The organism is Neobacillus sp. NPDC097160, assembly GCF_044762155.1.
In the GTDB taxonomy this organism is placed as follows: domain Bacteria; phylum Bacillota; class Bacilli; order Bacillales; family Cytobacillaceae; genus Neobacillus.
Genome location: NZ_JBIWDU010000001.1, coordinates 38,883 through 52,644 on the forward strand (window position 1 = coordinate 38,883; position 13,762 = coordinate 52,644).

A 13,762-nucleotide genomic window follows, 5' to 3' on the forward strand; every position below is an offset into this window, starting at 1 on the left:
ATATGAAACTCGAATTTCGCTTTTCCAATGATAGTAGAACTGCCTTTTAGCGGCTATTTAACACTTCTGCAATATGCAATACTTTAACCGGTTTTCCTAATCGCTCGATTCGCCCGCCAATATTCATTAAGCAAGCGCCATCTGCCCCAATAAGGTAATCGGCGCCGGTTTCTTCAACATGACATACCTTTTCATCGACCATTTGTTCAGATATTTGAGCATTTTTGACGGAGAAGGTGCCGCCAAAGCCGCAGCATTGTTCTTTACCCGGTAATTCTGTGAACTTTAAGCCCTTTACATTTTTTAATAGAATCATTGGTGGTTCTTTAACCCCCAATAATCGTGTCATGTGGCAGGAGGTATGATACGTTGCCGTTCCTTCAAACGTGGCACCGACATCTTCCATTTTTAAAACCTCCACAATAAATTGTGTCAGTTCATAGGTTTTTTTCGCTAATTGTTTTGCTTTTGGTTCCCAAACAGGATCCCCGGCGAAAATATGCGGGTACTCATGGAACATGAATGCACAAGAGCCGGACGGTGAAACTACGTATTCCGCATCACGAAACGTTTCCATCATTCGTTTCATTGCCTCTTTTGTTTCCTTGATATAGCCGCTGTTATAAGCAGGCTGGCCACAGCATACTTGAGATTCCGGGAATTCCACCTCACACCCAAGTCTTTCAAGCAGTTCAACTGTCGCTTTACCGACATTGCTCTGGAATAAATCGACGATACAAGTAGCAAAAAGTGATACTTTCATTTTTTTCTCCTCTCTAAAATGGTCAACTGGTCATCTGACGACCTAACGATATTGTTATTTTCTATCTTACAATAAAAGCAGTAGGTTTAGGAAGGGCTTTCATAGAAAAGTATGGTCTACGTGTCTAAAAAAAGAGTTCCTAAAAGTAAAGGAACCCTTGTTTTATCTATATTTTTCTGCATTAAAAATTATTAAAGCGCTCTTGTATATTCGTAATATTTTTCCAAAATCGTACCGACATTATCAAGGTGATGAAGCATCTTTTTCCTTGCGGCTTCTTCATCCTGGTTCTTAATCGCTTCATAAATCGCCAAATGCTCTTTATATAACTGCTCGATTGTTGTTTGTTTAGAAAACAGCCAAACCTTGCGCGTTTCACGCATCGTTTCGACCATGAGTTCTGACACATGATTCATTAAGTTCATCAATAGCTGATTCTGTGCGGCTTCAGCAAGGGCTAAATGAAATTCTAAATCAGCTTTTTCACCCAGATCTTCATCCTCTTTTGCATCAAGCATTGTTTCTAGAGCAGCCTCCATCAAGGAAAGATGCTGGTCCGTTCTTCTTTTTGCAGCTGCCGCTGCAGTTCCGCTTTCAATAATCTTCCTTACCTCTAATAATTGGGTGATGTCCTCCTTATTCATTAAAATGGCTGTTGATAATGGAAACGTAATTTGGTCTTTTTCAAATTCCTTTACATAGGTTCCCTCACCTTGCTTCATTTCAATGAGTCCCATCGCCCGTAATGAAGTTAACGCCTCACGAATAGCGGAACGGCCAACCTGAAAGTTCTCAGCGAGTTGCGTTACGGAGTCAAGTTTATCGCCCGGTTGCAGCTGACCTGACCGAATCATTTCATAAATGGCATCGGTAACTTCCTCATAAATCTTTTTTGGTTTAATCTTTTTATAATTCATTGTTTTGGCTCCTTAAAACAATTCATCGACCATGATGCATTTCAATTATATCAAATGAATGTGAATATCCTTCATTTTCACCTTATGTTTTGGTTGAAAGGTCTATGAGCTGCTTTTGTATTCCATGGTTAAATCATCCAATACAGTTAATTAACTTCAAAATATTGTCTAGATACCGTCCGGATGGTATACTTATTGAAGGAGGGATAAATTTGAAAAAGAGGGCTTTAAATGAAGAACTATTGGATGCTGCATCACGCGTTATTAATACAAAAGGCTTTTCTCATTTTTCATTAGCAAATGTTGCAGAAGAGGCAGGAGTTAGCAAAGGCGGACTTCTCCATCACTTCCCTAGTAAGAGGGCGCTAATTGAAGGGGGAATTACGTCTGTCCTTGAAAAGTACACAACGAGTTTAGAACAAAAATCTGCTTTAGATTCAAATCCGGGTCATACGCTTAGAGCTTACATAGATGTATCGCTTAAAGATCCCGAACAAATGGAAGCAGGATTATTAGCTGCCATTGCTACTGACCCCGAACTGCTTAAGCCTGTACAGGATCATTATCTTGTATGGCAAAAACGAGTGGAGGAAGATGGATTAGATCCTGTATTGGCAACTATTATAAGACTTGCTATCGATGGATTATGGTTCTGTGATATGTTTGGATTTGCACCGCTTGAAAATGACTTTCGGGAAAAGGTGCTGGAGGAATTATATTCTTTAACAAGGCAGGATGGTTGATTCTACATCACGTTTTGACAAAAAACTGCATTCTTCTCTATAAATTCCTTTATGATGGCTTTGAAAGGACAATAAAAACCATTGTAAGGGTTTTTTTGTTTAAAGTTAATTAATTATTTCGATTATTTCAGGGGAGTGATCAAAATGGGATGGATTTATCTTATTTTAGGTATTATTGCAGAGGTATTAGGCTCAACATCGATGAAAATATCGGAAGGATTTACAAAGTTAATTCCGTCTATCATGATTTTTGTTTTTTATGGGCTAAGTCTGATCCTCGTTACCTTATCACTCAAAAGTATTGAAGTGGGTGTAGCTTATGCCATATGGGCGGGATTAGGGGTTGCGATTATTACCTTTATCTCCATCTTTTTGTTTCAGGAATCGTTCAACCTTATGAAAGCCATCTCCATTTTATTGATTATTGCGGGTGTCATAGGACTAAATCTTAGCGGAGAGAAAAGTAAGCCGGAAACACAACTACATCAAGTGAAGATGGAAAAGGAAGCATAAATATGCCCTTAAAGCCGGTATTTGCAGACATTCAAATACCGTTTTTTAATGTTCATGCAGGAGAAATGAAATATTGTTATTGCAAAAAAAAGGAGGTGCTGTTATTATTTGTTTAAACCGTCTGGACGGTCTTGGTGTAAGTAGATAACATTTTATATCTACTTTTCAAGAAGCCTGTTTTTTTTACACAACGAATTCAGAATATTGAAAAATGGTAAAAAGGGGGAAATTATGGTAGGTGATCAAAAAATTTATGACATTACCATCATTGGCGGCGGGCCAGTAGGGCTTTTTACAGCCTTTTATGGTGGTATGCGGCAATGCAGTGTCAAGATTATTGAAAGTATGCCTAAATTAGGAGGACAACTAGCGGCCTTATATCCAGAAAAGTATATTTATGATATTGCGGGCTTTCCGAAAATTCAGGCACAAGAATTAGTGGATAGACTGAAAGAACAAGTTTCTCATTTTGATCCAACTGTGTGTTTGGAGGAAAAGGTAATCGATGTTTTTAAAGATAAGGATGAACTTTTTCATATCACAACAGATACCTCCCTTCATTTATCCAAAACCATCATTATTACGGCTGGAGCAGGCGCTTTTAAACCGCGAAAGCTTACAGTCGAAAATGCAGAGAGATTTGAAGGTAGGAATTTACACTATTTTGTAAACGGTATGGAACGATTTGCTAATAAAACCATTCTTATAGCAGGCGGGGGAGATTCTGCTTTAGATTGGGCGCTTATGTTAGAATCCATTGCAAAAAAAGTCACACTCATTCATCGCAGAGATACGTTTCGTGCACATGAACATAGTATCGATTTATTAATGCAATCGAAGATAGAAGTAAAAACTTCCACTGAGATTTCTAGTTTGGAAGGGAAAGACACTATTGAAAAGGTTCGAATCTTAAATAATAAAACAAATGAAGCGGAAACGATTGAAGTTGATGACCTCATTATTAATTTTGGCTTTGGTTCTTCAATTGGATCTATTAAGGAATGGGGATTAGCACTAGAGAAAGGGAATATTATTGTCAACTCTAAAGGAGAGACAAACATTGCAGGAATTTATGCTGCTGGAGATATAGTTACGTACCCGGGGAAGGTTAAGTTAATTACTGCAGGGTTTGGTGAAGGGCCAACGGCTGTAAATAATGCAAAAGCTTATATTGATCCGCAATCAAAATTGCAACCTGTTCATAGTTCTAATATGAAATTTTAATCCTACTGGCTCTCATGGTTTAAAAATCTGAGTATTATCTTTATTAACACTATTGAAAAAGTGTTTACCTAATGGTATGATTCTTTTACATACCGTCCAGACTGTCTTTTTGAAATCAAAGTTAAGGGGGAAAATAAAATGTTAAAAACAAGTGCACCTTTTCCACATCGTTTCCATGCTGATCCTGAACAATCCTATGCGTTAACGGGGCCTTATTACACAAGTCCTGAAATTTTTGAAATGGAGAAGGAGGCTATATTCTATAAAAATTGGCTTTTTGTTTGTCATAAAGAAAAGTTAGTAGAACCGGGCTCCTACGTTACTTTTTCCGTAATTGATCAAGAGATCTTTATTACTAGAACAAAAGAAAACGAATTAAAAGCTTTTTATAATGTGTGTCCACATCGTGGTCATCAATTAGTAGAAGGGGAAGGTAAAAAATCTATCATTACGTGCCCTTATCACTCTTGGACATTCCGTCTGGACGGTCAACTAAATAAGGCGAGAGGCCAAGATAAAGTAAAGAATTTTGATGCTAGTGAGCATTGTTTAACACAAGTTAAAGTAGAAGAATATGCAAGCTTAATTTTTATTAATATGGATATGAATGCAAAGCCGGCAAATATTGTTTATGACGGTTTGGAAGAAGATCTTCACCGCTATGTTCCTGACCTAGGTAAATTAACGTTTGCCCATCGGATCAAATTTGAGGTGAAAGCAAACTGGAAAGTTGTTGTTGATAATTTCTTGGAGTGTAACCATTGTAGTACGACTCATCCAGCGTTGTGCGATTTGATTGATTTAAAGAATTATAAATCGCATATTTACGAAAATTATTCTTCACACATTGCGCCTATGGGAAATCCGAATAGTAGGGCTGCATACAAGATTGACCCAAATGGCGGAAATCAAAACTTTTATGCTTACTGGTTATGGCCCATGACCATGTTTAATGCAAATCCAGGTGAAACGGCTTTTCAAATATTTCATATCGTTCCTACAGGTCCTGACACAACGACTGAGTACTTTGATTTCTATTTCCTTGATAAAGAACCTACTGAAGAGGGCTGGGCAGGGATTAATTATATGGAAAAAACGCTTAATCCGGAAGATATTGAAATCTGTGAAAGGGTTCAAAAGGGTCTTAAATCAAAAGGATATGCCGGTGGAAGGTTAATAGTCGATGAGGATCGGACAGGTGATTTTAGTGAGCATGCTGTCCACCATTTCCAAAGTTTAGTACTCAAATCTTTGAATGTGCTTTAATTCTTGGATTTTAAAAAAAAAACATTTTATTAGAATGAGAGAGGATGTTTATATGCAAATCGCTACAAAAAAATATCAAATGTTCATTAATGGGGAATTTGTTGAATCTACTTCAAATGAAACTTCGCAAGTGATTAATCCGGCAACGGAAGAGGTAATTTCCGAGGTTCCAAAAGGCACAATTGCCGATGTCCGCCAGGCGGTTGATGCGGCTGCAAAGGCTCAGAAAGAATGGGCGAAGCTTCCGGCGATTGAACGGGCAACGTATTTAAGAGCGATTTCTAAGGGGATTCGTGAAAACGCTGACAATTTAGCGCGCATCATATCTGAGGAAATGGGAAAAACGAAAGCGCTTGCTGAGGTGGAAGTGAACTTTACGGCAGACTATATTGATTATACGGCCGAATGGGCTAGACGTTATGAAGGAGAAATAGTCCAAAGCGACCGTCCAAACGAAAATATTTTCGTCTTTAAACAACCGATTGGGGTTGTTGCGGGTATCCTTCCTTGGAACTTTCCGTTCTTCCTGATTGCCCGTAAAGCAGCACCTGCTTTACTGACTGGTAATACGATTGTCCTTAAACCAAGTGCCGAATCGCCTAATAACGCGCTTGAATTTGCTAAAATTGTTGAAAAAGCAGGCTTGCCAAAGGGAGTCATTAATATCGTTACCGGAAGCGGTAGTGTGCTTGGAAATGAACTTGCCTCAAATTCAAAAGTTGGTTTGGTCAGCTTGACAGGCAGTTATCATGCCGGTGCGGCAGTCATGCGCGCAGCTGCTGAAAACATCACAAAAGTATCACTAGAGCTAGGCGGAAAAGCACCAGCGATTGTAATGGCGGATGCGGACCTCGATCTTGCCGTAAAATCTATTGTTGCTTCTCGTGTGATTAATTCCGGACAGGTCTGCAACTGTGCCGAGCGAGTTTATGTCCATGAGGATATAGCAGATGAGTTTTATGAAAAAATTGCCGAAGCCATGAAACAAATGAAATTTGGTAATCCATTAGTTCATTCAGATATCGATATGGGACCTCTAGTCAATAAGAGCTCTTTAGAAGCAGTGGAGGATCATGTAAAAGATGCCATTGCTGCAGGAGCAAAGTTGTTAACGGGCGGCAAGCGTTCGGGAGAAGTGGGATATTATTTTGAGCCAACCGTTCTGATTAACGCAACGAATGAGATGAGGATTATGCAGGAAGAAATTTTTGGTCCGGTTTTACCAATCGCCACCTTTAAGGATCTGGATGAAGCCATAGACCTTGCAAATGATTGTGAATTTGGGTTAACCTCTTCCATTTACACTCAAAACCTGGACGTTGCGATGCGAGCAAGTAATGAATTGCAATTTGGAGAAACCTATATTAATAGAGAGAATTTTGAGGCGATTCAAGGATTCCATGCAGGATGGAAGAAATCTGGAATCGGTGGTGCGGATGGAAAACATGGTTTAGAGGAGTATTTACAAACTCATGTTGTGTACCTGCAATATAACCTAGAGAAAAAGTAGCATATTTGAAATTTTTATATACGGGGTTCTGTAAATCTGTTGATTTACACGATACATACTTTACAGCACAAGATTTGCGGTCCCCCTTTTTTTTGTCGAAACATAGCGCGTCTTTGGTGATTTGCCAGCTAAATGAGTCGTATTTAATAAAGGGAGATGGTAGAGCTTGAAAGGGGAAACGGAGAATAGGGAATTAAAAAGAACGTTGGGTTTTTTTAGTGTTTTTGTACTTGGTTTATCACTTATGGTTCCAACTACAGTTTTTATTGTTTTCGGGCTTGCTTCAGACGCTACGAATGGACATGTTCCCCTTGTTTATATAATTGCTACGGTTGCCATGTTATTTACAGTTTTAAGTTATGCCAACATGGTAAGGGTATATCCAAGAGCCGGTTCGGCCTATACTTACGTGCAACAAGCCTTCAATTCCAATCTTGGCTTTTTTATTGGATGGGGTACACTTTTTGACTACATTTTTTTTCCGATTGTCTATGTATTATCCATAACGATTTATTTAGAACCGCTATTTCCGGGAATACCTGTATGGATCTGGGTCTTAGCTATCGTTCTTACAATCACACTTGCGAATATTTTTAATGTTAAGATTGCCGTCTCATTTAGCATGTTACTTCTTGTCCTTCAACTCTCTATCGCTGTCGTATTTGTTGCATTGTTAATTAAATTTCAATTGAATGCTTCTGCTCCACTCTTTTCCTGGGAACCATTTATGCCGCATAATCTATCTTTACCTGTGATTTTATCTGGCACAGTGATACTCGCTTATAATTTTATTGGGCTTGATGCAGTAAGCACTTTAGCAGAAGAAACGCATAACCCAGTAAAAACAATCCCCAAAGCAATGATAAGCATTGCCCTTTTTATCGGAATTATGTATACAGCCGTAAGTTATTTTATGCAGATCCCTTTCCCTGATATCTCTATTTTTTCGAATGTGGATGCAGTAACATTCGAGATTGCTGACAAAATTGGAGGGATGTTGGTTGCTTCTGTTTTTTTAGGAATCTTAATATTTAGTGTTATTGTTGGGGGAGTGTCAGCCCAAATGGGTATCTCACGACTTTTATATGCAATGGGAAGAGATAATGTCTTACCTAAACAAGTATTTGGCTATTTACATCCTCGAACGCGCATCCCAGTTTTTAATATCGTCATCTCAGGAGTTATTAGTATGACTGCGGTATTTTTAACGTTGGATACAGCGATTTCTATCATTAGCTTTGGAGCCTATACTGCCTTTACTTTCGTCAATTTAAGCGTCATACGTCACTATATCATCAAGAATAAAATGAGATCCATCAAATCGATTATTCATTATCTAGTATTTCCTATAATAGGTATCCTCTTTATCGCATTATTGTGGTCCCACATAAGTGAAATTGCAATAGTATTAGGACTCCTTTGGAACTGTATTGGGTTCATCTACCTGCTTTTTCTTACAAAAGCATTTAAAAAACCAGTACCAACCTTCACAATTGATGCAGGGGAGCAGGTGGAACACGGGGACGATTCTTCTGGTTCGTTTTCAGTGGGGTCAGACCCTCATTCAGTTAAAGTGTAACAAGGGGACGGTTCTTCTATTAGTACCGAAAATAAAAGGGGCAAGATTAGCCTAAATAGCATGTAAGAATTCGTAACAAATTAGGGCAAAATTAAAAAGCTTGTAAGGAGAGGCTAAGTCGGCCTCTTCTTACAAGCTTTTCGCTTAAAAGAGGGTTTTTCCCGGAAACCTCTAGTTGGCGGTTTGGGGTCAGCTATATAATTTTTATAACATCGCCTGACAATGTGCCAACGTAAATAAACTAAAATAGGTTCAAATTTCTAAGCTGATTTGTTGTTGTGCTGTTTCTTTTTTATCTCCTATTATTAAAACAGTAACGATCATTAAAAGGATAATAAAAATTAGCCCAAGAAACGCTGGAAAAAAATTATTATAAGTATCTACTGTGTAACCCATCAGTATTGGACCTAAAGAACCTAATATAAAGCCCCCAAATTGTATCATCGCAGCCCAAGAGGTCGCTTGCTTTGAATTAGTTGTTTCTTCAATTGGAAGAAGTAGCGCCAAAGGAAATAGTCCGCCGGCACCAATACCCAAGAAGACAGTAGCAAACCATGGGGAAGCGTTCATAATGAGCAAAATCACCCCTATTAATTCAAATATACAGCATATTAGTAGCCAATTTTTTCTATGCTGATATTTACTTACCAAAACGGGTATCAAAAAACTAACAGGTATCTGAATTACTGTAAATAAGGTGAGTACTAAACCAGACTGGAAATGGTCCATACCCATTTTCTGTACAGCTGGAGATAACCAAGCTGTTATAGAATAAAAAATAGCAGACATACAACCGAAAAATAGCGTAAATATCCAAACGCGAATATTTTTTAGTGGAGTTTTGGGTATAGTCATTGAAGGGATTTTTATTTTGGTTTTTTTTAGAAGTGGCAGCAGAAGCAAGCAAGCTATTAATGCTGGAATACCCCAAAAACCTAGTGTCTTTTGCCAAGAACCATTCCACGTTTTGAAAAGTGGAATGGATACGCTACAAGCAAGTGAGGCACCTATAACCATTGAGACAGAGTAAACGCTTGTTACTCCTGGATGTTCAGGGAAGTGTTTTTTGATAAATCCTGATAGTATTGGGCCTGCAATACCTATACCTATACCAGCAACTATGGCTGTCATTAGTAATTGATAACTATCATGTGAAATTATTCGAAAAAAAGTAGCGATCATAATAAAGAATAGTGCGATAAATAAAGAACGCTCAATACCTATTTGATAATTTAATATTGTGGCGATAAGGGAGAATAGTCCCATACATATTACAGGCAGAGTGGTTAGTAAACTCGCTTCTATCCCATTCATACCTAATTCCTTTTGAATTGTATCAAGTAACGGTCCAACTGAGGTAATAGAAGGCCTTAAATTAAGGGAAGCAAAAAATAAAACAACCAATAAATAGATAAAGCGCATATAATGTTCTCCCATCCTTGATTAATAAGTGTTGATTTTAGTATAGTTATAACTAATATATTGTTCAATTCTATTTTTTCTATGGAAACGATAGATAAAACCTATAGATGGAGGGAGAATCTTTTGGAATTTAGACAAATACAATACTTTCTTATGTTGTGTGATGAATTGCATTTTACGGAGGCAGCTAATAAATTAGGTATCTCCCAGCCTACATTAAGCCAGCAAATACGTGTTTTAGAGGATGAATTGGACACGCCTTTATTTGATCGTATAGGCAAAAAAACGGTGTTGACTGAAGCAGGTATGCTATTTCAGCAATATGCACAGCAGATTGTTCATCAAATGGAAAATGCCAAGCTCTCCATCTCGGATCTCATGAATCACCATACTGGCACTCTGAAAGTAGCTGTATATTCATCTGATTTAGATAATCGGTTAATCCCTCTTCTTATTGATTTCCATAAGGAATACCCTAAAACTAAAATTCAAATCATACCTTCCATAGATATATTGAATGATGTTTTAAATAACGAAGTAGATATTGGTATCGGATTAGCCATTAAAGCGGATCATCGTCTTCACATAACGCCCCTTTATACAGAAGGTTATCACTTATATGTAAGTGATCAACACGAATTTTCACAAAAAAGAATGGTCTCACCAAAGGAACTATCCACATTGCAAATGGTGATGTATCCAAAAGGATTCATTGGGCGTGATATAATTGACAAATGGTGTGAAGCAAATCATATTTCGATACAAACCATCATGGAAACGGGTTCAGCCACATCGTTAATTAAATTGGTGCAAGAAAATATTGGTGCCACGATTCAACCCTGCCAACTAATTGATTATTTTCGGGAAACCGGTGTGACATCCATCCCAATTAAAAATGCCCCCAGCAGGGAATTAGGGATCTTTTATCGAAAAGATAAATATTTAAGTAAAGCTGCCCATTCATTTATTAACAAAGGAGTAGCTTTATTACAAAAAGCATAATAAGTAGTTTTAAAATTGAAATAAGAAAAGGTGTGAGGTTATATGTTTGAGAACAAAATTACTCAAGTAAAGAAAAGCACTCTATCTCAAAATATTGTTCAACAAATTATGGAGCTGATTATGGATGGCACTGTTTCTCCAGGCGAGAAGCTCCCAAATGAAAGACAATTAATGGAGTTATTTGGAGTGGGACGTAGTACGTTAAGGGAAGCCATTAATGCACTTGTTGCCATGGGACTGATAGAAGTGCGAGTGCCAGAAGGAACGTTTGTTTCGGAATCGTTCTCCTCTTTTTTTACAAAGCATCTTAAACTAATGTCAAAGGTCAGTTTTAATAATATCGAGGAGCTTATTGAGGCTAGGATTGCGTATGAGTGTGACTTAGTTTCTTTGGCTGCTCTAAAACGAACACCTAAAGATTCTATGGAATTGGATAATGTCTTGACCAAAATGGCACAGGAGCAAGATAATGAACAATTTTTATTATTAGATTTAGAATTCCACAATCTTATTGCCAAAATGGCTCGTAACTCCTTTATGAATGAGGTTTTGTTTATTTTGCTTGATATCATAAAAGAATGGATGCACAGGGTTATTCAAAATTATCCTGTCAAGGAGATTGCCTTTGACCATCATAAGAAAATTGCAGAAGCCATTAAAGCCAATGATCCAGATAGGGCAAGGGAGAGTATGTATGAGCATTTACATGAAGTTAGTAAAATATTACTTTCTAATTTAGATAAATAGATGAATACTCTGATCCTTCTTTTTAAAATTTTAAAAATATTTTAAAAATACAAAAAATAATGTTGACTTTGATCAAATCAATCTATTATAATTCGATTATCATCAAGGTCTGATCATAGGATAATAACACTAAGGGGGATTTTTATGAATTCTATTAAAGAAGGTATAAAGGTTTATCAGCTTTACATTAATGGTGAATTTCAGGATTCAACTAGTTCGAAATTTAAAGCGGTTACAAACCCTGCCACAGGTGAAGTTATTTCCCAAATTCCAGAAGCAACCATTACAGAGGTAAAACTAGCCATTGAATCAGCTGACAAAGCCCAAAAATCTTGGTCACGTTTGCCTGCTATTGAAAGAGCGAAGTACTTGAAGGAAATTGCGAATAAGATCCGTGAAAATGAAGAGCAACTTGCAAGAACGATTACAGAAGAGCAGGGTAAGTTATTATCTCTTGCTCGAGTTGAAGTAAACTTTACAGCAGATTATATCGATTATATGGCAGAGTGGGCAAGAAGATATGATGGGGAGGTAGTTCAAAGTGACCGTCCGAATGAACATATCTTTGTCTTTAAAAAGCCGATTGGTGTCGTAAGTGGAATTCTTCCATGGAACTTTCCATTCTTCCTTATTGCTAGAAAGATGGCGCCGGCTTTAGTAACCGGTAATACAGTTGTTATTAAACCAAGTACTGAAACTCCTAACAATGCCTTTGAGTTTGCAAAGTTGGTCTCTGAAACGAATTTGCCTAAAGGAGTATTTAATCTTGTATCTGGGAGTGGAAGTGTCGTCGGCAACGAGTTATCCTCAAATTCAAAAATAGGCATGGTTAGTTTTACAGGAGGCGTGGATACAGGAACTCGGATTATGAAAGCTGCAGCAGATAACATCATCAAGGTTTCGTTAGAATTAGGAGGAAAAGCTCCTGCAATCGTGATGGATGATGCCGATTTGGAATTAGCAGTAACTAGCATTAAGCAATCAAGGATCATTAATAACGGTCAAGTTTGTAATTGTGCCGAACGTGTGTATGTTCATGAAAAAGTTGCAGATAAATTTATAAATATGCTTAGCGAAGCTATGAAAAACACGAAATCCGGAAACCCAATAGAAGAATCAACAGAGATCGGGCCTCTTATTAATGAAGCATCTGTCCAACATATTGAAAAATTACTAGACGATGCAAAGAAGGGCGGGGCTACAATCATTACGGGAGGCAAAAGAGAAGATTCAAAGACTGAATTGTATTTCCAACCAACGGTTGTGACGAATGTTACTCAAGATATGGATATTGTTCAGCAAGAAATATTCGGTCCGGTGCTTCCAGTCTTGACGTTCAAAGACCTTGATGAAGCGATCCTCTTAGCAAATGATTCAGAATTTGGTTTAACATCTTCCATTTATACGCAAAATCTTGATGTTGCCATGAAGGCATGTAAGGAATTGCAATTCGGGGAAACCTATATTAATAGAGAGAATTTTGAAGCTATTCAAGGTTTCCATGCTGGATGGAGAAAATCGGGAATTGGCGGGGCCGACGGAAAGCACGGCTTAGAAGAATATTTGCAAACCCATGTTGTGTATTTACAATACAATCAAGATAAAAAATAATTCGTGTGAGGAGGTTACCATGAATAAGGTAGAATATCAGCCAAAAATTAGTAAATATAAATCTATTAAACCATATGAACTAGATGTAGGCGTTAACTTTCATGATATGATGATACAGGATATGGGGCCAAAAACCTTGATTGTCGGTTTGGCTACCTTTGAACCAGGTAAAAGTTTACCTTGTCATATTCATAATGTCGAGGAATCCGTTACCATTTTAAAAGGAAATGCCTATTGTGATGTAGAAGGAGTAAGGACAGCATTAGAGCCCTATGATACATCATTTATTCCGGCGAATATTCCTCACCGTTTTGTCAATGCCAGTGAAACGGAAGAATTAATTATCCTGTGGGCTTATTCGCAGATTGATGAAAGCTTTTCACAGGTTGACATTGACCGGATTATTGTCCCAACTGATCGTTGTATGCTGGCTAGGTAACAAAGAGATAAAAAGAGTATGGTAAA

General features: G+C 37.7%; 13 protein-coding genes. 10 read left to right on the forward strand and 3 right to left on the reverse strand.

Features of this window, described 5'->3' with window-relative positions; genetic code table 11:
• Positions 1-46 precede the first annotated feature (46 nt).
• Positions 47-763: a (Fe-S)-binding protein gene (locus ACIQXV_RS00265; RefSeq protein ID WP_402954293.1), complete on the reverse strand. Its 717-nt coding sequence runs from the start codon at positions 761-763 to the stop codon at positions 47-49.
• A gap of 191 nt (positions 764-954) precedes the next feature.
• A complete protein-coding gene (locus tag ACIQXV_RS00270; protein WP_402954296.1) occupies positions 955-1,680 on the reverse strand; it encodes a FadR/GntR family transcriptional regulator in 726 nt (241 codons plus the stop codon).
• 212 nt (positions 1,681-1,892) lie between these two features.
• Here ACIQXV_RS00270 and ACIQXV_RS00275 point away from each other — a divergent pair, with 212 nt between their 5' ends.
• From ACIQXV_RS00275 to ACIQXV_RS00300, 6 genes are all read left to right on the forward strand, one after another.
• Positions 1,893-2,423 carry a TetR/AcrR family transcriptional regulator gene (locus ACIQXV_RS00275; protein ID WP_402954298.1) on the forward strand — a complete coding sequence of 177 codons (531 nt, stop codon included), beginning with the start codon at positions 1,893-1,895 and terminating at the stop codon, positions 2,421-2,423.
• A 144-nt stretch (positions 2,424-2,567) separates the two neighbouring features.
• Positions 2,568-2,936 (forward strand): DMT family transporter, encoded by a 369-nt coding sequence (locus ACIQXV_RS00280; RefSeq protein ID WP_402954301.1) that lies wholly within the window; start codon positions 2,568-2,570, stop codon positions 2,934-2,936.
• A 231-nt stretch (positions 2,937-3,167) separates the two neighbouring features.
• Entirely contained in the window at positions 3,168-4,160 is a 993-nt protein-coding gene (locus ACIQXV_RS00285; RefSeq protein ID WP_402954304.1) for an NAD(P)/FAD-dependent oxidoreductase, read from the forward strand.
• 138 nt (positions 4,161-4,298) lie between these two features.
• Positions 4,299-5,426, forward strand: a complete 1,128-nt coding sequence (locus tag ACIQXV_RS00290; RefSeq protein ID WP_402954307.1) for an aromatic ring-hydroxylating oxygenase subunit alpha — start codon at positions 4,299-4,301, stop codon at positions 5,424-5,426.
• 52 nt (positions 5,427-5,478) lie between these two features.
• A complete protein-coding gene (aldA, locus tag ACIQXV_RS00295; protein WP_402954310.1) occupies positions 5,479-6,936 on the forward strand; it encodes an aldehyde dehydrogenase in 1,458 nt (485 codons plus the stop codon).
• Between the two features lie 166 nt (positions 6,937-7,102).
• Complete coding sequence (locus ACIQXV_RS00300) at positions 7,103-8,515, forward strand: APC family permease (protein WP_402954313.1); 1,413 nt, start codon at positions 7,103-7,105, stop codon at positions 8,513-8,515.
• A gap of 252 nt (positions 8,516-8,767) precedes the next feature.
• Here ACIQXV_RS00300 and ACIQXV_RS00305 read toward each other — a convergent pair whose 3' ends face one another.
• On the reverse strand, positions 8,768-9,937 hold the full coding sequence (locus tag ACIQXV_RS00305) for an MFS transporter (RefSeq protein ID WP_402954316.1): 1,170 nt from the start codon (positions 9,935-9,937) through the stop codon (positions 8,768-8,770).
• Positions 9,938-10,060: 123 nt separating this feature from the next.
• Between ACIQXV_RS00305 and ACIQXV_RS00310 the strand changes: the two genes are divergently transcribed.
• From ACIQXV_RS00310 to ACIQXV_RS00325, 4 genes are all read left to right on the forward strand, one after another.
• Positions 10,061-10,939: a LysR family transcriptional regulator gene (locus ACIQXV_RS00310; protein WP_402954318.1), complete on the forward strand. Its 879-nt coding sequence runs from the start codon at positions 10,061-10,063 to the stop codon at positions 10,937-10,939.
• Positions 10,940-10,981: 42 nt separating this feature from the next.
• Positions 10,982-11,686: a FadR/GntR family transcriptional regulator gene (locus ACIQXV_RS00315; RefSeq protein WP_402954321.1), complete on the forward strand. Its 705-nt coding sequence runs from the start codon at positions 10,982-10,984 to the stop codon at positions 11,684-11,686.
• A gap of 144 nt (positions 11,687-11,830) precedes the next feature.
• A complete protein-coding gene (gene aldA / locus ACIQXV_RS00320; protein WP_402954323.1) occupies positions 11,831-13,297 on the forward strand; it encodes an aldehyde dehydrogenase in 1,467 nt (488 codons plus the stop codon).
• A 19-nt stretch (positions 13,298-13,316) separates the two neighbouring features.
• Positions 13,317-13,736 (forward strand): cupin domain-containing protein, encoded by a 420-nt coding sequence (locus ACIQXV_RS00325; RefSeq protein WP_402954326.1) that lies wholly within the window; start codon positions 13,317-13,319, stop codon positions 13,734-13,736.
• The last annotated feature ends 26 nt before the right edge of the window (positions 13,737-13,762 follow it).